This is a genomic window from Brevibacterium sp. FAM 24630 (assembly GCF_049804075.1).
Taxonomy (GTDB): Bacteria; Actinomycetota; Actinomycetes; order Actinomycetales; family Brevibacteriaceae; genus Brevibacterium.
This window is the reverse complement of record NZ_JBNBZD010000011.1, coordinates 50,106-68,055: the sequence shown is the minus strand read 5'-3', so window position 1 is coordinate 68,055 and position 17,950 is coordinate 50,106. Positions and strand designations below refer to the sequence as shown.

Annotated in this window: 17 protein-coding genes; 7 read left to right on the top strand and 10 right to left on the bottom strand. The window is 67.9% G+C overall.

Annotation, left to right across the window (positions count from 1 at the left end; all coding sequences use genetic code 11):
- Positions 1–36: 36 nt before the first annotated feature.
- The 4 genes from ACPUD7_RS10180 to ACPUD7_RS10165 form a co-directional block, all read right to left on the bottom strand.
- Positions 37–2,562: an FtsX-like permease family protein gene (locus ACPUD7_RS10180; RefSeq protein WP_425119817.1), complete on the bottom strand. Its 2,526-nt coding sequence runs from the start codon at positions 2,560–2,562 to the stop codon at positions 37–39.
- Positions 2,559–3,509, bottom strand: a complete 951-nt coding sequence (locus tag ACPUD7_RS10175) for an ABC transporter ATP-binding protein (RefSeq protein ID WP_425119816.1) — start codon at positions 3,507–3,509, stop codon at positions 2,559–2,561. Before ACPUD7_RS10175 ends, ACPUD7_RS10180 begins: the two co-directional genes overlap by 4 nt.
- Positions 3,510–3,629: 120 nt before the next feature.
- Positions 3,630–4,337: a LuxR C-terminal-related transcriptional regulator gene (locus ACPUD7_RS10170; protein ID WP_425119852.1), complete on the bottom strand. Its 708-nt coding sequence runs from the start codon at positions 4,335–4,337 to the stop codon at positions 3,630–3,632.
- A 125-nt stretch (positions 4,338–4,462) separates the two neighbouring features.
- Entirely contained in the window at positions 4,463–6,115 is a 1,653-nt protein-coding gene (locus ACPUD7_RS10165; RefSeq protein WP_425119815.1) for a sensor histidine kinase, read from the bottom strand.
- Positions 6,116–6,374: 259 nt separating this feature from the next.
- On the opposite strand from ACPUD7_RS10165, the gene ACPUD7_RS10160 reads away from it, so the two are divergent.
- The 7 genes from ACPUD7_RS10160 to ACPUD7_RS10130 all read left to right on the top strand — a co-directional run bounded on the left by ACPUD7_RS10160 (position 6,375) and on the right by ACPUD7_RS10130 (position 11,419).
- On the top strand, positions 6,375–6,800 hold the full coding sequence (locus tag ACPUD7_RS10160; protein ID WP_135542282.1) for a fluoride efflux transporter FluC: 426 nt from the start codon (positions 6,375–6,377) through the stop codon (positions 6,798–6,800).
- Positions 6,797–7,174, top strand: a complete 378-nt coding sequence (gene crcB, locus ACPUD7_RS10155) for a fluoride efflux transporter CrcB (RefSeq protein WP_425119814.1) — start codon at positions 6,797–6,799, stop codon at positions 7,172–7,174. Before ACPUD7_RS10160 ends, crcB begins: the two co-directional genes overlap by 4 nt.
- A gap of 131 nt (positions 7,175–7,305) precedes the next feature.
- Entirely contained in the window at positions 7,306–7,716 is a 411-nt protein-coding gene (locus ACPUD7_RS10150; protein WP_425119813.1) for a hypothetical protein, read from the top strand.
- A complete protein-coding gene (locus ACPUD7_RS10145; protein WP_425119812.1) occupies positions 7,613–9,130 on the top strand; it encodes a sensor histidine kinase in 1,518 nt (505 codons plus the stop codon). Before ACPUD7_RS10150 ends, ACPUD7_RS10145 begins: the two co-directional genes overlap by 104 nt.
- On the top strand, positions 9,127–9,795 hold the full coding sequence (locus ACPUD7_RS10140; RefSeq protein ID WP_135542288.1) for a response regulator transcription factor: 669 nt from the start codon (positions 9,127–9,129) through the stop codon (positions 9,793–9,795). The genes ACPUD7_RS10145 and ACPUD7_RS10140 overlap by 4 nt, the downstream gene beginning before the upstream one ends.
- Before the next feature lie 75 nt (positions 9,796–9,870).
- Complete coding sequence (locus tag ACPUD7_RS10135; protein WP_135542290.1) at positions 9,871–10,518, top strand: DUF4956 domain-containing protein; 648 nt, start codon at positions 9,871–9,873, stop codon at positions 10,516–10,518.
- Position 10,519: 1 nt separating this feature from the next.
- Complete coding sequence (locus ACPUD7_RS10130) at positions 10,520–11,419, top strand: polyphosphate polymerase domain-containing protein (protein ID WP_240690092.1); 900 nt, start codon at positions 10,520–10,522, stop codon at positions 11,417–11,419.
- A gap of 18 nt (positions 11,420–11,437) precedes the next feature.
- On the opposite strand, the gene ACPUD7_RS10125 is transcribed toward ACPUD7_RS10130, so the two are convergent.
- From ACPUD7_RS10125 to ACPUD7_RS10100, 6 genes are all read right to left on the bottom strand, one after another.
- Positions 11,438–12,907 carry an MFS transporter gene (locus tag ACPUD7_RS10125; RefSeq protein ID WP_240690094.1) on the bottom strand — a complete coding sequence of 490 codons (1,470 nt, stop codon included), beginning with the start codon at positions 12,905–12,907 and terminating at the stop codon, positions 11,438–11,440.
- Between the two features lie 102 nt (positions 12,908–13,009).
- Positions 13,010–13,471 carry a DUF3151 domain-containing protein gene (locus tag ACPUD7_RS10120; RefSeq protein ID WP_135542293.1) on the bottom strand — a complete coding sequence of 154 codons (462 nt, stop codon included), beginning with the start codon at positions 13,469–13,471 and terminating at the stop codon, positions 13,010–13,012.
- 83 nt (positions 13,472–13,554) lie between these two features.
- Complete coding sequence (locus ACPUD7_RS10115; RefSeq protein ID WP_135542296.1) at positions 13,555–14,487, bottom strand: hypothetical protein; 933 nt, start codon at positions 14,485–14,487, stop codon at positions 13,555–13,557.
- Positions 14,484–15,563, bottom strand: a complete 1,080-nt coding sequence (locus ACPUD7_RS10110; RefSeq protein WP_425119811.1) for a glycosyltransferase family 2 protein — start codon at positions 15,561–15,563, stop codon at positions 14,484–14,486. The genes ACPUD7_RS10115 and ACPUD7_RS10110 overlap by 4 nt, the downstream gene beginning before the upstream one ends.
- 118 nt (positions 15,564–15,681) lie before the next feature.
- Positions 15,682–16,836: an acyl-CoA dehydrogenase family protein gene (locus ACPUD7_RS10105; protein ID WP_425119810.1), complete on the bottom strand. Its 1,155-nt coding sequence runs from the start codon at positions 16,834–16,836 to the stop codon at positions 15,682–15,684.
- A 171-nt stretch (positions 16,837–17,007) separates the two neighbouring features.
- Entirely contained in the window at positions 17,008–17,850 is an 843-nt protein-coding gene (locus ACPUD7_RS10100; RefSeq protein ID WP_425119809.1) for a CoA transferase, read from the bottom strand.
- Positions 17,851–17,950 lie beyond the last annotated feature (100 nt).

Below are 17,950 nucleotides of genomic sequence, written 5' to 3'. Positions count from 1 at the left end.
ATTCGACGGGGCCGCGGCGCGCAGTGCATCCGGCGCTCACTCCATACTCATGCCCTTGGCCGGGACGATCCGCGACATGGCGCGGGCCGGAATCGCGGAGGCGAGCACGGCGGCGAGGATCGCGGCAGCGGCGATGAGACCGAGCTGCCCGCCCGGAACACTGAGCACCGGGGCGCTCGACTCCGGGGTGATCGAGGCCGTTCCCACCCAGCCGAAGAACGTTCCCACCGCTCCGCCGAAGACCAGAGCGATGACCGTCATCAGCAGGGACTCGATCGTGATCATCCGCGACATCGACCGACGCGTGAAGCCGAGCGCCCGCAGCAGGGCACCCTCCCTCCGCCGGTCGATCACCGAGAGGGTCAGCGTGTTGCTCACACCGATCACCGCGATGATCACCGCGGCGGCCAGCAGTCCGAGCACCACCGTCAGCGCCACCTGGAACATCGAAGCGAACTCCGCCCGGGTCTGGGCGGGATCGGCATCGGCCTGCGCCCCAGCGCTCTCGAGTTCCGAGGTCAGCGCCTCGATCTGAGAGCCGGAGGCATCATCGGCGATCTTCACCCAGGTCTGTGATTCGGCGTCGCCACCGGCGGCCTTGACGATCCGAGCCTCGTCGGCCCCACTGACCAGTGCCGTTCCGAGGGGAACGTTGTAGGAGCCGACGGCCTTGAGCGAGACCGTGTCACCGCCGACGTCGACGGTCACCGTCTTGCCGTCGATGTCCTCAGTCCCCTCGTCGAGGCCGATGCTCGAGGGGTCGATGAGCACGGTTCCCTCGTCGACGTCGTAGCCGTCGCTGCGCATGACCGGGGAGTCTGCGGCATCCTCGGCGCTGGCCACGGCCAGATCGCCCGAACCGCCCAGCCCGTCGATGCTCACCGAGGCGGCCGGTGCGGGAACCTCGACACGGTCCTCGACGATCGAGGCGTCGTCGAGGGACGTCGTCACCGTGTCCGCGGACCCGGAGACGACGAGGTCGACGGGCGTGTCCTCGGCGGTGGCGAGCTCGAGCGTGCGCTGCAGGCTCGCCGAGCCGACGACCACGGCCGTGACCAGGGTGATGCCGATGAGCAGCGCCCCCGTCGTCGAGGCGGTGCGACCACCCGCCGAGCTGGCCGAACGTCCTGCCAGCTTCACCGTCGGCGAGCGCCGGGCCACCACGGCGACCACCCGGGCCAGGGCTGCCACCAGCGGCGGCACGAAGGCGCGAGCGCCGATGAGCAGGGCCACGAAGAGTCCGAAGCAGCCGAGGATGCCGAGGACCACGGACTGACCGGAGGCACCGAGCAGGCAGACGGCGACCCCGACCGCGCCGAGCACGAGGGCGATCGTCGCCCGCACCCAACGGAAGCGGGGAGCGGCGGCCGGGACATCGACGGGACGCAGCGCCTCGATGGGAGAGACCCTCGAGGAGCGCAGTGCCGGGATGAGTCCGGCGGCCACCGTGACGAGGATGCCGACCGTCGGCCCGGTGATGAGCGCCGCCGGCGAAAGGGACATCTGTGCGAACTCGGGCATCCAGAACGCCCGCGCGGCCGCGGCCAGCCCCCAGCCGAGGAGCAGACCGAGTCCGATGCCGAACGCCGACCCGACGATGCCGAGCGTGAGGCTCTCGAGCACCGCGGCACCGCGCACATGGGACCGTGAGGCGCCGACGGCGCGGAAGAGGGCGAGCACCCGTGTCCGGGAGGCGACGAGCACATTGAAGGTGTTCGAGATGACGAGGGCGGCCACGCCGGCGGCAAGGAGGCCGAAGGCGATACCGACGGTCGAGAGCATGTCGGAGGAATCGGACATGGATTCGAGCTGCTCCTCGACGACCTGATCGACGGTTTTGACCTCGACCGCGTCGCCGGCTCCGGAGCGGTCGACGGCCGCGGTGACCGCCTCGGCGAGCTGTTCGCGGTCGGTTCCGCTGTCGGCGACGACGCGGATGGCGTCGGGGGCGAGCTCGGCCGGTGCGGCCGCCAGCCCGGCGTCGGTGAGATAGAGCGTCAGCCCCGCGGAGGTGGAGGATCCCGCGGCGATGCCTGTGACGGTGAAGCTCGGTCCCTCGTCACCGCCGCGGCCGGAACCGTCGAAGTCGCTGAGGCTGAGTTCATCGCCGACCGAGACTCCGAGAGTCTTCGCATCGGCCTCGCCCAGCATGAGTTCGTCATCGGCGCTGGGCTCCGACCCTTTGAGGACCTCGTCCTGACCCTGCGGGAGGTTCGTCACCCGACCCGTGACCTCGGCGCTGTCGGAGGACACGGAGACGTAGCCGGTCTGCGTGAGTTGGGCGTTGGAGGCGCCGTCGACCGCGGAGACGGTCTTCGTCAGCGATTCGTCGAGCGAGGCGGAGCCGTCGGCGACGTCTGCGGGGTCCGAGGCCTCGGTTTCGGTGACGGCGACGTCGGCGCCGGACCATTCGGCGCGGACTTGGTTGCGGAGCGTGTCGCCGAACGCCTGCGAGAACAGGAGGGCGGCGACGATGAAGGCCACGGACACGGCGATGGCGATCATCGCGGCGAAGAGTCGGCCCGAGGAGCTGCGGAGGTTCGACCATGCGATGCGGATCATCGGGCACCCCCGAAGGTCGTCGCGTCGGCGGCCGTTCCTGCCGGTCCGGCGGCGTGCGAGCCGGCGGCGTGCGAGCTGGCAGCGTGCGAACCGGCGGTGCCGGTGCCGGAGGTGCCGGTGCCGGAGGTGCCAGAGCGTGCGGCGCCGGAGCCTGCGGTGCCGGCGGCCGCGGTGACGTTCATCAGCGCAGTGGCCACCGATTCGGGGTCGGGCTGGGACAATTCCCCGGCGAGGCGACCGTCGGCGAGGAGGACGACACGGTCGGCGCGGGCGGCCGCGCGGGGGTCGTGGGTGACCATGACGACGGTCTGCCCCAGTTCGTCGACGGAGGAGCGGAGGATGCTCAGCACCTCTTCGCCGGCATTCGAGTCGAGGTTGCCCGTCGGCTCATCGGCGACGATGACGTCCGGTTGGGACACGAGTGCGCGGGCGACGGCGACGCGCTGCTGCTGTCCGCCGGAGAGCTCGTGGGGACGGTGTTTGAGACGTGCGCCGAGCCCGAGGAGGTCGACCATGCGGCGGAAGACCTGCCGGTCCGGCTTCTTCCCGGACAGTTGGGAGGGCAGCAGGATGTTCTCTTCGGCGTTCATCGACGGCACGAGGTTGAAGGACTGGAAGACGAAGCCGATGCGGTCGCGGCGGATCGCCGTGAGCTTCCGGTCGCTCAGCTTCGAGATCGGGGTCTCGCCGATGATCACATCGCCCGAATCGGGAGTGTCGAGGCCGGCGAGCATATTCAGCAGCGTCGATTTTCCGGAACCGGAGGGTCCCATGATCGCGGTGAATCGCCCGGCCTCGATGTCGATGCTCAGGTCGTCGAGGGGGCGGACGCTCGCGTCCCCCTCACCGTAGGTCTTCATCAGCGAGATGGCCTGGATGGCCAGCCTCGGTGCCGGGTAGGGGGTCTGGGCCGGTCGGGGGTCTGTGTATGTGGGTGAGGAATTCATGACTCCAGCTTCGTCGCCCGCCCCACCTGGGCACATCGGACCGGAGGATGGTCTTCGCCGAGGTGGTGGCCGCCTCGGCGGGGCCGAGTCATACCTGGGGATGAGTGCCGGAGTCGGTGCTCAGCTTCCCGGCGCGACGAGGCCGGCCTCGTAGGCGAGGACGACGGCCTGCACTCGGTCGCGGACCTCGAGTTTCATGAGGATGCGACCGACGTGGGTCTTGACCGTCGGCTGGGCGAGGAAGAGCCGCTCGCCGATCTCGGTGTTGCTCAGCCCCTTGGCGATGAGGGTGAGCACCTCCCGCTCCCGCGGTGTCAGCGATTCGAGGCGCCGGACCTCGTCCGCATCGAGCAGGTTCTGCGCGGGCAGGTTCTGTGCAGGCGTCGGGGACTGTGATGAGTCCGCCGAGGTGGCCGTGGGCGAAGCGTCCTGCCCCGCGCCGAGGTGGGGCAGGATTTCGCTGTCGAGCAGGCGTCGCGTGGTGGTGGGGGCGATGACCGCTCCCCCGTCGACGACGGTGCGGATGGAGTCGAGGAGCACCTCGGGGAGGGTGTCCTTGAGGAGGAACCCCGAGGCTCCCGCCCGCAGGGCGCGCAGGGCGTACTCATCGTCGTCGAAGGTGGTGAGGACGATGATCTTCGGGGTGCGGATGTGGCCTTCGTCGGCGAGGGCCAGGATCTGCTCGGTGGCGTCGATGCCGTCGAGGCGGGGCATCCGCACGTCCATGAGCACGACATCGGGCTGAACCTGGCGGACCGTGTCGAGTCCGGCGATGCCGTCACCGGCCTGCCCGGCCACGCTCATATCCGTTTGGGAGTCGATGACCATGGCGAAGCCGGCCCGCACGAGAGCCTGGTCGTCGACGAGGACGACCCGCAGCAGCTCAGGATGGTGGGAGTCCCGGGCGTCTCGACATCCTTGGACGGATTCGGTGTCCTGACCTCTGCCGGCGGTCACCGGCTGTTCCTCTCAGCGGAGTTCGCCTCTGAGACGCGGTCGTTCGTCTCCGAGGCGCGGTCGTTCAGTGCCGGGGCTTGGTCGCTCGCCTCCGAAGTGCGGCTGCTCGTTTCCGAGGTCGGGTTACTCGCCTCCGGGGCGCGGTCGCTCGCTTTGGAAGTCCCGTCGCTTGCCTCCGGGGCGCGGTCGCTCACCTCGGAAGTCCGGTTGCTCGGTTCCGCACCGTCGGTGCCGGTCTCCAGGCCAGCGCCGACGGCGCCCGCACGGCGGCTCAGCGGGAAGCGCGCTTCGACGAGGAAACCGGTCGCGGTGCCGAAGGCGCTGTCGGGGATCTTGCCATCGGTGACTCCCCTCGACCGGATCGCCCGTGCCGTCAGGGTTCCTCCGTAGAGGGCGGCGCGCTCCTTCATGCCGACGATGCCGTGCCCGCGGGCGCGGATGCCCCCGTCCTGGTCGGAGGTGCCGCCGTGCGCACTCGCTTGGGAGGGACCACCAGCACCGTCATCGCTGATGCGGGTGACGAGTTCGCCACCGTCGACCTGCAGCGACACATGTGCCCTAACACCGCTGCCGGCGTGTTTGAGCACATTCGTCAGGGCCTCCTGGACGATGCGATAGACCGCGAGCGCGGCACCATCGGGCAGCAGCTCCTCCTCGAAGCTGTCGACACCCGTGATCGAGACGGGCAGTCCGGCCGATCGCACATCGGCGATGAGCGTCCTGATGTCCGCAATTCCCGGCAGCGGTGCCGCCGAGCGGGCGTCGTCATCGTCGGAACGAAGGAAGCCGAGGAGCGAGCGGGTCTGTGCGAGAGCATCGCGTCCGGTGTGGGCGATCGTCTCGAGGACCTCGACGGCCGCGTTCGGGTCGGCCTTCGCCGCGTAGCGTCCGCCGTCGGCCTGGGCGATGATGACCGAGAGCGAATGGGCGATGACGTCGTGCATCTCGCGGGCGATCCGCATCCGCTCGGCATCGGCGGCGAGCCGGGTCTCGGATTCGCGTTCCCGTTCGAGCAGGCGGTTGCGCTTCCAGATGCCTTCGACCTCCCGACGGCGGCGGTAGCCGACATCGCCGAGGAGCCAGGCGATGAGGACGATCGCGGCGCAGAGGGCCACGATCGTGGCGATGAGCAGATACTCCCCGAGCTCCAAGGGGTGCGAGTCCGGTCCGATCGTCGCCTGCAGGGAGACGAGATAGAACCATCCGCCGAACAGCAGCGCCCCGACGAGGCCGAGGCAGAGCGCGATCCGACCGTGGGTGCGGGTGCCCCAGGCGGTTGTCGAGTAGACGGTGAGCGGAACGGCGACGATGCCGAAGTTCGGTCCGATCATCGTGAGCACGCTGAGCAGGCAGCCGAATGCAATGACCATCGTGCTCAGCAGCGGTGTCGTCCGACGCAGGGCCAGCGGCACGGTCTGGAGCAGGGCGATCGCGGCGTGGACGGGCACCGGCATGGAGGTCAGGGTGTTCGGCTTGGCCGTGCCGACGGCGGAGATGACGGCCAAGGATGCGAGCGGAAGTGCCCAGAGCAGGGAATCGGCGATCCATGGGCGTGCGGCGAGGTAGCCGCGCACGCGGTCGAACCGATCGGGGTCTCCCTGCCGCAGTTCACTCTCGCGGGCGGGTGCCCTCGACTCTCGGTTGCTCATGGGGCTCATGCTAGTGCGAGCCCCGAGGTGCCCGCATCATACCCAGGACTGATGCCCCTGCTCGAGCGCCTCGGCACAGCCCCACGGTCCCGAGAGCCACCGGCGGCCTATGGCAGAATGGGGGCGACGCCCACGCGTCACGGCGGTGGGGCTCGCCGTACCCAACCTCGGGTTCCTGATTCCGCATCTCGGATATCGGGCTGCCGACAACAGTCCCTACCTCGACCGGCGTCAGCATGCCCGAAAGGTAGGAGTATCCATGGCCGAAATCCGCCCCCTCCATCTGCGTCTGCCCTCTCTGGGGCTGGCCGTCATCGGCGGCAGCCTCGGCACCGCCGCCCGGGAGGCGATCGGCCTCGTCGTGGCCGACCGGGCGGGGATTCCGGTGGCGATCCTCGGGATCAACCTCCTCGGCGCGTTCTGCCTCGGCCTCCTCCTGTCCGGTCTGTCCCGGCTCGGCCCCGATGCGGGACTGCGGCGGACGGTCCGGATCATGGTCGGCACGGGCTTCATGGGCGGGTTCACGACCTACAGTGCGCTGGCCACGGATACGGCGAGCCTCCTCGGCGATGGTCGGATCGGGGCGGGGCTGGCCTACGGTCTGGGCACCGTCGTCATCGGCGGGCTCGCCACCTGGGCCGGGATCGCGGTCGCGTCAACGCGAGCGAACAGAGGCGTCCGGTGACCGCGCCGCTCTTCATCGTCATCGCCGTGGCCGGGGGTCTCGGCGCCGCGGTGCGCATGCTCTTCGACGGCGCCTACAAGGCGTGGAGCCCACGGTCGACGCCGTGGAGCACGCTGCTCATCAACGTCTCCGGCTCGCTCGTCCTCGGGGTCCTCACCGGCCTGGCCGGGGCGAACCTGCTGCCGGAAGGCTGGCATCTCGTGCTCGGGACCGGATTCCTCGGCGGCTATACGACGTTCTCGACCGCCAGTTTCGAGACCATCAGCCTCATCGAGGAACGCAGATGGGGCTCGAGCCTGCTCAGCGGGCTCGGCACGCTCGTCCTCGCCACCGCCGCGGCCGGATTCGGCCTGTGGGTCGGCGGACTGTTCTGACACCGTCCGAACACGGCGATGCCCGGCGCACCTGCTGCTCCCCGGCTCACTCGCCGCCTCCGAGCACCGGATGAGAGCATTCTCATCGCTTCACCCGGCACACCGGGCGCCGGTTCGACCATACTGGTGGCATGGGGCGATTCGGTTGGTTGATGGTCATCGGCACGGTGGTGCTCGCCGCGCTCGCATGGTTCGCTCTCGAACAGTCGATCGATGACGACGGCACCGAGCTCGGCCCGCCGGTCATCGTCCCCTCCGACACCTCGGCGCCGGGTTCCGGCTCCGACGACCCGTCGACCGAACCGACTCTCGAACCATCGACCGAGCCCTCCACCGGACCGAGTTCGCCGTCCTCCGATCGTCCCGGAGGCGCCGACCGCATCACCCCCGCCCCACCGCGTTCGGCCGGCGACGATGACGACCTCGACGATGACGACGATGAGCTCGACGACGATGACGACGACCTCGATGATGACGATGCCGACGATGCGGACGACGCCGACGACGACGATGATGATGATGACGACGATGACGACGACTGATCGGCGTGAGGGAATCACCGCCCGCACCCGGATTCTGGCCTGGATCATGCTCGTGCTCACCGTCGCGGTCTCCATCATCGTCGTGACCACGGCTCGGGCCGAGCTCGCGGGGGTCCGCGCCCATGCCGATGCCGAACTCGAACACGAGGTCGCGAAGTTCCGTGAGTTCGCGTCCAAACCCGACCCGACCGACGGCCACCCCTATGCCTCGGTGCGGGCGCTCATGACGAGTCATCTGCAGAACAACCTGCCCGAGCACACGGAGACCTTCTTCTCCATCATCGACGGCAAAGAGGACCAACGCAGCGCCGACACCCCACCGCTGCGCCTCGATCAGGATGCCCAGTTCGTCGCCGCCGCGGCGAAGGCGAAGACCCCGACATCCGGGGAGCTGAAGACCGCGGCCGGGCCCGTCGCCTATGCGGTCGTCCCCGTCGAGATCGAAGGGCAGCCGCAGCATGCTCAGCTCGTCGTCATCGAGTTTCTCGCCGACGACCTCGACGAGGCGTGGACGACGATCTGGACGATGATCTGGGTGGCCGTAGTCGCGCTCATCGCCGCCGGACTCCTCGGCTGGGTCGTCGCCGGGCGGGTCCTCGAACCCATCAGGCGTCTGCGGGAGACCGCCGCGGGCATCGGTGAGGACGAACTCGACCGCCGCATCGAGGTCACCGGCAATGACGACGTCGCCCAGCTCAGTCTCACCTTCAACCGGATGCTCGACCGGCTCGAGGCGGCTTTCGAGGGCCAACGCCAGCTGCTCGACGATGCCGGCCACGAGCTGCGGACCCCGATCACGGTCGTGCGCGGCCATCTTCAGGTCATGGGCGATGATCCCGTGGACCGGCAGAACACCTTGGAACTCGTCGACGACGAGCTCCAGCGGATGTCCCGCCTCGTCGACGATCTCGTCATGCTTGCCCGCAGCGAACGACCGGACTTCCTCGACCGCACGAACACCGACCTCATGGACCTCGTCATCAGCAGCTTCTCGAAGGCCAGCGCATTGGCCCCGCGCAACTGGATCATCGACGCAGCACCCGAGGGCTTCGGCCTCGTCGACGATGAGCGCCTCACGCAGGCGCTGCTCCAATTGGCCGCGAACGCCGTCGACCACACGACGCCCGAGGACACCATCGCCTTCGGAGGCCGCCTCGACGAGCACAGTGTGCACCTGTGGGTCCGTGACACCGGGGCCGGCATCGCCGCCTCGGACCAGCAGCGCATCTTCGACCGCTTCGCCACGGCGTCGACGAGCCGTGGCGGTCGCAAGGGCACGGGGCTGGGTCTGACGATCGTCGACCGCATCGCCCGCGCCCATGACGGTAATGTGAGCGTGAGGTCCGCTGCCGGCCAAGGCGCCCTGTTCACTCTCACCCTGCCGTGGCACCGCACAGAAGGAGACAGCCGTTGACACGCATTCTCATCGTCGAGGACGAGGACCGCATCTCTTCGTTCGTCGCCAAGGGGCTCGCCGCCGAAGGCTTCGCCACCGAGGTCGCCGATGACGGACATATGGCCGTCGAGTTCGTCCGCAGCGGCGGTTTCGACCTCGTCATCCTCGACCTGGGGCTGCCCGGCCTCGACGGCTTCAGCGTGCTGCGGATGATCCGCGCCGAACGTCATGACCTGCCCGTCATCATCCTCACCGCCCGCGAGTCCATCGAGGACACCGTGGCCGGGCTGTCGGGCGGGGCCGATGACTATATGCGCAAACCCTTCGCCTTCGATGAGCTCCTGGCCCGGGTGCGGCTCCGGCTGCGACCGGCCGAGGCGCAGGAGGCCACGGTGCTGCGCGCCGGTGACGTCGCCGTGGACATCCGCACCCGCCGGGCCCTGGTCGGGGATCAGGCGATCGAGTTGAGTTCGCGGGAGTTCACGCTCCTCGAGGTCTTCCTCAAGCATCCGGATCAAGTGCTCAGTCGCGCCCAGCTGCTCAGCCGTGTGTGGGGGCTCGACTTCGATCCCGGTTCGAATGTCGTCGATGTCTATGTCCGCTACCTGCGGGAGAAGCTGGGTCGGGACGCGATCGAGACCGTCCGCGGGGTCGGCTACCGGCTACGTGTGCCGAAGATGTGAAGACTCTCATCTTCTCCTCATCATCATCTTAATCTCGGCTAGCAATGTGGTGAATGAACACATCAAGGAGGAAACATGTCATTCGCCATTGCTCTGGCCACCGATCTCATCGCGATCTTCGTGCTCGCCTACGTTCTGTACTTCCGCCGGCATCGCCGTCGCGATCTGCTGCTGTCCTATGTTGCGCTCAACATCGGCGTCGTCGCGGTCACCTCGGCGCTGGGTTCGGTCGAGGTCGGCGTCGGTCTGGGCATGGGCCTGTTCGGCATCCTCTCGATCATCCGTCTGCGCTCGGATCAGATCACGCAGCAGGAGATCGCCTACTACTTCACCGCCCTGGCCCTCGGTCTGCTCGCCGGTCTGCACCCGGAGCCGATGTGGCTGACCCCGCTGCTGTCGCTGCTGGTCATCCTCGCCATCGCGATCCTCGACAGCCCGCTGGTCGCGTCGTCGACGCACCGTCACACCTTCACCGTCGACCGTGCGATCACCGACCGCAACGAGCTCATCGCCTATCTCAAGGACGTCTTCGCCGCCGAGACCGTGCGCGTCGAAGTCCTCGACATCGATATGGTCCGCGACACCACGCTCGTCGATGTCCGCTACACCGCCAAGCCTGCCCGCAAGTCCGCCACGACCACCCGCGCCGAGGCGGCCGCCGATTCCCAGCGAACCGGAGCCGTGGCATGGATGCCGGATTCGACCACGTCCGAGGTGCGCTGAGATGCGCACATTGACCGAATCCGAACACGAGACCGGAATCGGGGTCACGCCCGAGACACCGACCGACACCGTGCTCGAGACCGGGATCAACGCCGGGGTCGACACCGGGATCCAGACCGGCGCGGTGCCCGCGGATCTAGCGGCCATCGACGCCCAGTTGGCGGGCATGGAGCCGATCAGCCTCGACGAGCTCAACGCTCAGGCTCGGCTGATGACGCGTGTGGACCGGAAGTACTTCGTGCCGCGGGAGCTGTTCCTGCAGCTGCTCACCGCCACCGAGGATGACTTCAAGGTCCTCGAGATCGCTGGGAAGCATCGTTTCGAGTACCGGACCGTGTACTTCGATACTCCCGAATTCCGGTTCTTCCGCGATCATGTGCAGGGCCGGCGCCAACGGTTCAAGGTCCGCACCCGCACGTATGTCGACTCCGGTACCAGCCACCTCGAAGTGAAGTCGAAGGGATACCGAGGGCAGACGGTCAAGCAGCGCATCGCCCACCCGTTCGATCGGCCCCTGGAGCTGACCGGAAGCGGACAGAACTTCGTCGATTCCGTCCTCGACACGAGGACCGAGGCCTCGGCCCGACCGCGGTACACCGCCGCGGATCTCACTCCGGTGCTCGAGACCGTCTACGATCGGGTGACACTCACTCACGATCACCAACGGCTGACCTGCGATCTCGATATCGAGGCCCGCAACGGCAGACGGTCCCATGGCGGGCCGCGCGATGTGCTCGTCGAGACGAAGAGCGCCGGCGGAGTGAGCATCTGGGACGATCTGCTCCAGCAGGCAGGCATCCGCGAACACAAGGTGAGCAAGTACTGCGTCGGTGCCTCGCTGCTCAACCCCGAGCTGCCGGCCAACCCGTGGAACAGGACGATCCGTCGCTACTTCCGGTGACGACGCCGTCCTGTCGCCTTACGCTCGCACGGGCTCGTTCTCCCGCCGGTCCTTCTTCCGCCCGCGGGCCAGGTCGATGATGCCGATGACTCCGGCGAAGACGATGACCAGGGCGATGAACCCGAAACCGGCGACGATGGCCGCGCCGTACCCGGCCAGCGGCTGGACGACGAAGAACACGGCGGTGACGATCGCGATGCCGATGGCCGTACCCACCCGCTGCCCGGTCTGCATCACGCCGCCGGAGCTGCCCGCGTAGTCGACGGGGACCTCGGCGAGCGTGAGCGTCTGATTCGGGCTGATCGCCATGCCCTGCCCGAGGCCGGTGATCCCGAGCGTGAGCAGCAGCCACCAGATGCTGACTCCCCAGGACTCGTGGGCCAGCACGAGGAGCGCCGAGGCGACGACCCCGGTGAGACCGATTCCGACCCCGAGGACGACCATCTTCCGTCCGAAGGTGAGCACGACACGGCCGGCGGCCTGTGCGGCGATGGCCGAGAGCAGCGCCGAAGGCAGACCGATGAGGCCGGCATGGAGGGCGGGGAACCCGAGACCGTTCTGCAGGTAGAGCGCCACGATGACCCAGATGCCGGGCATACCGACGAAATACATGGACGTCAGCGAGGCCCCATAGGCGAAGCTGCGTGTCCGGAACAGCTGCATGTCGACCATCGGTGATCCGCCTCGGCGGGCATACCGGTTCTCCCAGCGCACCCAGAAGACGACGATGAGCGCACCGACGGGCACGAGAGCGTAGATCCAGGCTCCTGCGCTGCGCTCGAGGAAGGGGAGCATGATGAGCAGAGTGCCGACGGCAAGCAGCACGAGGCCGACCGGGTCGAAGTCCGCGCGCTTGCGGGTGTGCGGTTCGGTCTCGGTGCCGGACCCGACCCACGCACTCTTCGGCAGCCAGAAGCGGCCGAGGATGATCGCGGCCAGAGCGATCGGGACGTTGATGAGGAACGCCGAACGCCAACCCCACTCCTCGCCGAGCACAGCGATGAGCCCACCGCCGAGGACGGGTCCGATGCCCACGGAGACGCCGACGATCGTGCCGAACATCCCGAAGGCGCGACCGCGCACCTTGCCGTGGAAGTACTGCTGGAGCATCCCCACACCCTGCGGGCTGAGCAGCCCGGAGCCCACGCCCATGACGACGCGGGCGATGTTGAGGATCAGCGGGTCGGGCGAGAGCCCGGCGATGAGGGATCCGAGCGCGAAGACGCTGACGCCGAGGACGAAGAGCCTGCCCCGGCCGAAGAGGTCACCGGCACGGCCCGCCGCGACGAGGAACACCCCGAAGGCCAGCGTGTAGCCGGAGAGCACCCATTGGATCGCCGAGTTCGAGGCGCCGATCGAGCGCTGCATATCGGGCAGGATGACGTTGACGATCGAGACGCTCAGCAGCGACATGAACATCGGGACGAGCATCACTGCAAGGATCTTGCGCTGCTCAGCTGTCATGACCGTCTCGGAAGTATTACCCATTCATATAGTTCTACGCCGCCCCACCGACAAGCACAATCGGTCTCCGTGGTGCGTTTGCTCACGCGCCACGGAGACCGATGTGTCCGACGGGGTCGGGCGGGCCTACTCCCCCTTGCCGATGGCTTCGGCGGCGCTCGGGTCAGACGAGCGGAGGAATTCCTCAATGCGCGCGGCTTCTTCGCCTTCGCCGATCGCACCGGCGGCACGGCCGAGCGCGTAGAGGGCGCGGAGGAATCCGCGGTTGACTTCGTGCGAGTACGGGATCGGGCCGGCGCCGCGCCATCCGGCGGCGCGCAGGGCGTCGAGTCCGCGGTGGTAACCGACGCGGGCGTAGGCATAGGCGTCGACGAGGCGACCCTCCTGGTGGGCTTCATCGGCGAGTTCGGCCCAGGCCAGGGAGGAGGCCGGCAGCGCTGCGGCGACGTCGATGGGTTCCTCACCGGCGTCGATGCGCTTCTTCGCGTCCACATCCGGGTGATCCTCAGGCAGGTAGGTCGGCTGCGGTCCGAGCTGGCTCGCGTCCAGGTTGCCGATGTGTGAGGGGTTTCCGATGGGCTGTGTCATGGCGTCTCCTTCTTCGTCAGGGTGTCATCGTCGGGGTTGTCAACGGCAATGCGCCGAGGCGGCTGTCCGCCCCAGCTGCACGTTCAGTCGGACTTCACTTCGGAGGGCAGAACCTTGTATGGGTTCGTGCTCAGGGCGCCGACGGCACCGGCATCGGCGAGAGTCTCGAGTTCCTTCTTGTCCTTGACTCCGGTCACCCATACGGCGAGGTCCGATTCGGTCCAGTCCGCCGCCGCGTCTGCTTTCACCGCCACTGCGGTGTAGCCGGCCGGGCCGAGGTCCTCGGGTGAGCTTCCGGAGTAGTCTCCGGTGAACATCGCATCGACACCGGCATCGGCGGCGGCACGGGCCACCTCGGCGTCATCGGTGCGCACAATCGTCGATTCCTCGAGCCCCGCCTCGGTGATGGTCTTCAAGGCCGGTTCGGCCACCTCGGCGGAATCGATGGCGGGCAGGAAGACGGTGTCGCCGCCGACCTCGCCGACGAGGTCATCCCAGGTGATGGTCTCGCCGGCCTGCGTGTCCTTGCGCGGAGGCGTGATCGAGGCATCACGGAATTCGTCGACGGTGATCTCGTCGAGGTCCTTCTTCAGGCCCATCTGCTCGGTCGCCGTCTCGGGGTTCGCGGCGACGATCGTCCCGTCGCCCAGCGCGGTCAGGGTCGGGGCGGGCAGGTAACCGAACTTCACGTTCTCGGTGAAGGCGATCTTCGAGTTCGCCGGGTACACCGCGGATCCGCCGTCGAGCGCGGCGACGGCCGGCGGGTTGAGGGAATCGACGGTGAGCTGGTCCTTCGAGCCGAAGACGTTGAAGAGGAACACGCCGAGAACGAGGAGGACGACGATTCCGCCGGCCCACAGGGGTGCGTAGAACTTCTTCGGCTCCGGCCGATCCGGCACGGGGGTGCGCTCATTGGATTCGGGATCGACGGCCGGCAGCGGGTCGGTGAGGCCACGGCCGTAGCGGTCCTTGTCGATTCCGCTGCGCTGCTTCCTGCTCGGCTTCTTCTTGCTCATCGGCTGCTGTCCTCCGTCGTGCCGGCCCCGGTGACCAGGCCCTTGAGGAATCCGGCACCCCAGCACAGGTGCATGGTCGGCAGGACGATGCCGAACCAGAACCGTTCCCTGCGGCCGCAGTCCTTCGCCGCCGAGGCGGTTGCCAGGATGCCGGCGATGTAGCCGAAGCTCGGCACGTGGATCAGGGAGGTGAAACGGCGGAGGAACTTCGGCCACTTCTTCGTCGTGCCGCTGAGCTGGAGCAGGGTTTCGATGACCGCCGCCCCCATGCCGAGCACGAGCACCGGCGGGGCGAAGTAGCGGATCGAGTTCTGCCCGCCGTAGCGGCGGATGAGTTCGGCCCGCCAGATTCCGGTCGCCCAGAACTGCTGAGCGATCTTCGACCAGGTTCCGCGCGGCCAGTAGGTCACCTGCATGTCCGGGTTGAACCAGATGCGGCCACCGGCGGTGCGGATGCGCAGGTTGAGTTCCCAGTCCTGGCCGCGTTTGATGCCCTCGTCGAAGCCTCCGAGGGTTTCGAAGACCTCACGTCGGTAGACGCCGAGGTACGCGGATTCGGCTTCCTGGGCTTCGTCGCCGGAATGGTACGCGGGCCCGCCGAGTCCGACCGGGGACATGTAGGCACGGGCCACGGCTTTCTGGAAGGCGGTCTTGCCGCGGGCAAGCATGAGTCCGCCGCAGTTCGCGGCTCTGGTCTCGCGCAGGGTGTCGATGGCCTGCTGTGTGTATTGGGGGTTGAGGCCGGAGTGCGCGTCAACGCGGATGATGACCTCGTGACGGGTCGCGGCGAAGGCGAGATTGAGCCCGATGGGCGTCGCGGCCCGCGGATTGTCGACCGTCTGGATGCGCGGATCGGCGGCGGCCATCTGCTCGATGATGGCGTTCGTGTCGTCGGTCGAGGGTCCGAGCGCGAGGACGACTTCCTTGTCCCCGTCGTAGTCCTGGGACAGGATCGTCGTGATCGCCTGCCGGATGTGCTCGGCCTCGTTGAGCACCGGCATGATGTAGGAGACGCCGGGCTTCTCAGGCAGCGGCGGCAGCCCGTCCGGGGTCAGGATCTCAAGTACTTTCGACACGCCTTCAATCTTCCCATATCCCCGCCCTTCCGGCCTTGAGGGGGCACACAGGCAGATCCCCTCGCCGAGGCGGCCCGATCACAGTCCGCGGGCGATGGTCACTACTCGCGATTGCCGATCACAGTCCGCGGGCGATGAGTTCCTTCATGATCTCGTTCGTGCCGCCGTAGATCTTCTGCACGCGCGAATCGGCGTAGAGGCGGGCGATCGGGTACTCGAGCATGTATCCGTACCCGCCGAAGATCTGCAGGCAGCGGTCGACGACGCGGTTCTGGGCGTCCGTGACCCAGTACTTTCCGGCCGAGGCCCGTTCGGTCGTCAGCGTTCCCTCGATGTGTTCGCTGGTGAGATGGTCAGCAAAGGTGCGCACGGACAGCGCTTCCGTCGCACATTCGGCGAGGACGAACTTCGTGTTCTGGAAGTCGAGGATGGACCGACCGAAGGCCTCGCGGTCCTTCGCGTAGGCGACCGCCTCGCGGACGGCGAACTCCGCGGTCGCCGCACCGCCGACGGCGATGGCCAGGCGCTCCTGCGGCAGCTGCTGCATGAGTTGGAGGAAGCCGCGACCCTCCGTCCCGCCGAGGACGTTCTCGGACGGGACTCGCATGTCCTCGAAGAACAGCTCGCGGGTGTCCTGCCCGTGCAGGCCGACCTTGTCGAGTACGCGGCCACGGGAGAACCCGGGCAGGTCGGCCACCTCGGCGACGATGAGCGAGAGCCCCTTCGCCCCGGGCTCATCGCTTGTGCGCGCCACGATGATGACGAGGTCGGCGTGGGTGCCGTTGGTGATGAACGTCTTCGCCCCGTTGATGACGTAGTCGTCGCCGTCGCGCACGGCCCGGGTCTTCACGCTCTGCAGGTCGGAGCCGGTGCCTGGTTCGGTCATCGCGATGGCCGAGACGAGCTCGCCCGTGGCCATGCGCGGCAGCCACCTCTGCTTCTGCTCCTCGGTGCCGAAGGCGTTGATGTAGTGGGCGTTGATCGTCGAGTGGACGCTGTTGCCCCACGCGGTGTCGCCGACGAATCCCTGCTCCTGGAGGAGGACGGCTTCATGAGCGAAGGTGCCGCCTCCGCCGCCGTACTCCTCGGGAATCGACACGCACAGCAGACCGGCGTCTCCGGCGCGGTTCCACAATTCGCGATCGACCTGCTTCTGCTCGGCGAAGCGGGCTTCGTTCGGCACGATCTCCTTTGCGATGAATCCGCGCGCCAGATCACGCAGATCGTCCGTTTCCTGGTTCTCCCACGCGCCGCGGTATCCGTCGAGAATCATTGCTTCGTCTCCTGTCTGTGGTGTGCCATCGTCTCTTCGAGTGGCCGTTGTGGCCGAGTGGTCGTGATTGCCGAGGGGCCGCTTTCGCTGGGGCAGCTGCGCTGCCGAGGTGCCGATATTGCCGAGGTGGCCTCATTGCCGGCGCTTGGGCGAATCCGAGCTGCCGGGGCCTCAGCCCAGTGCGACCGTCTCGATCGGCAGATCATGTTCGTCGGCGAACGCCATCCAATGCGCGGTGGACTCGGCGACGAAGGCCCGCTCGAGCTCCTCATGATCGGATCCGAGCAGCGATGCCAGGGCCTTCGCGAAATGCGGTTCGAGGCAGGCCACCGCGACATGTCCGTCGGCCGTGGCATACGTCCGATACACGGGCAGTCCCCCGCCGAGGATGGCCCCCGGTGAGCTCAATCCGTGCCGTGCCGGTCCGGCCGCCCATCCGGCCGCCTCGTCGAGGACGACGCGTTCGACGATTCCGCCGGCGTCCTGACCGGAGGCGCGTTTGGCTTCGAGCCGCCGCAGTCCGGCAAGCGCCCGCAGCGCGGCGTGCTCGCCGCCGAGGACATCGGCGACCGGCACGGTGGGCATGGTTCCGGGGACGAGGGTGGAATGCGCGGCCTGATAGGTGAGGTCGTGTCCGGGCACATCGGCGCGGTCGCCGGCGAACCCGACGATCTCAACGTGGACGAGCCCATGCTTGTCCACGAGCTGAGGCAGTCCGAGCGCGGCTGCGGCCCGTGGCCGCATGGAGGTGAGCAGGATGTCGGCGCCGGCCACGAGCGTCTCGAGTTCCTTGACTCCCGCCGCCTCCTTGAGATCGATGGTGCGGATCTCCTGCCCTGCGGTCAGTTGACCGTAGTACTCGGGGACCGTCTGATCGAGGGGGTCACCGCTCGGAGGCTCGACCTTGATGACGTCGGCACCGAGAGCGCTCAGCCGCGCGGCGGCAAGCGGCCCCGGCAGATTGATCGCGAGCGAGATCACCGTGATCCCGGTGAGTGGATCGTGGTCAGTCATCCAGAGCCCTTCAGTCGAATCCGTTCCGCGCTTTTGAATGAATGTATAGGATATTGAAAGAACGTTCAATACTTTTACGGCAGATCGAGGCTGGAAGAGG

Excerpts from the sequence above, each read along its gene's own strand:
- ACPUD7_RS10165 (WP_425119815.1), bottom strand. The coding sequence starts at position 6,115 with ATGAGCAACCGAGAGTCGAGGGCACCCGCCCGCGAGAGTGAACTGCGG.
- ACPUD7_RS10105 (WP_425119810.1), bottom strand. The coding sequence starts at position 16,836 with ATGATTCTCGACGGATACCGCGGCGCGTGGGAGAACCAGGAAACGGAC.
- ACPUD7_RS10130 (WP_240690092.1), top strand. The coding sequence starts at position 10,520 with ATGCGCACATTGACCGAATCCGAACACGAGACCGGAATCGGGGTCACG.
- ACPUD7_RS10125 (WP_240690094.1), bottom strand. The coding sequence starts at position 12,907 with ATGGGTAATACTTCCGAGACGGTCATGACAGCTGAGCAGCGCAAGATC.
- ACPUD7_RS10100 (WP_425119809.1), bottom strand. The coding sequence starts at position 17,850 with ATGACTGACCACGATCCACTCACCGGGATCACGGTGATCTCGCTCGCG.
- ACPUD7_RS10160 (WP_135542282.1), top strand. The coding sequence starts at position 6,375 with ATGGCCGAAATCCGCCCCCTCCATCTGCGTCTGCCCTCTCTGGGGCTG.
- ACPUD7_RS10145 (WP_425119812.1), top strand. The coding sequence starts at position 7,613 with ATGAGCTCGACGACGATGACGACGACCTCGATGATGACGATGCCGACG.
- ACPUD7_RS10135 (WP_135542290.1), top strand. The coding sequence starts at position 9,871 with ATGTCATTCGCCATTGCTCTGGCCACCGATCTCATCGCGATCTTCGTG.
- ACPUD7_RS10175 (WP_425119816.1), bottom strand. The coding sequence starts at position 3,509 with ATGAATTCCTCACCCACATACACAGACCCCCGACCGGCCCAGACCCCC.
- ACPUD7_RS10115 (WP_135542296.1), bottom strand. The coding sequence starts at position 14,487 with ATGAGCAAGAAGAAGCCGAGCAGGAAGCAGCGCAGCGGAATCGACAAG.
- ACPUD7_RS10170 (WP_425119852.1), bottom strand. The coding sequence starts at position 4,337 with ATGGTCATCGACTCCCAAACGGATATGAGCGTGGCCGGGCAGGCCGGT.
- ACPUD7_RS10150 (WP_425119813.1), top strand. The coding sequence starts at position 7,306 with ATGGGGCGATTCGGTTGGTTGATGGTCATCGGCACGGTGGTGCTCGCC.
- ACPUD7_RS10180 (WP_425119817.1), bottom strand. The coding sequence starts at position 2,562 with ATGATCCGCATCGCATGGTCGAACCTCCGCAGCTCCTCGGGCCGACTC.
- ACPUD7_RS10120 (WP_135542293.1), bottom strand. The coding sequence starts at position 13,471 with ATGACACAGCCCATCGGAAACCCCTCACACATCGGCAACCTGGACGCG.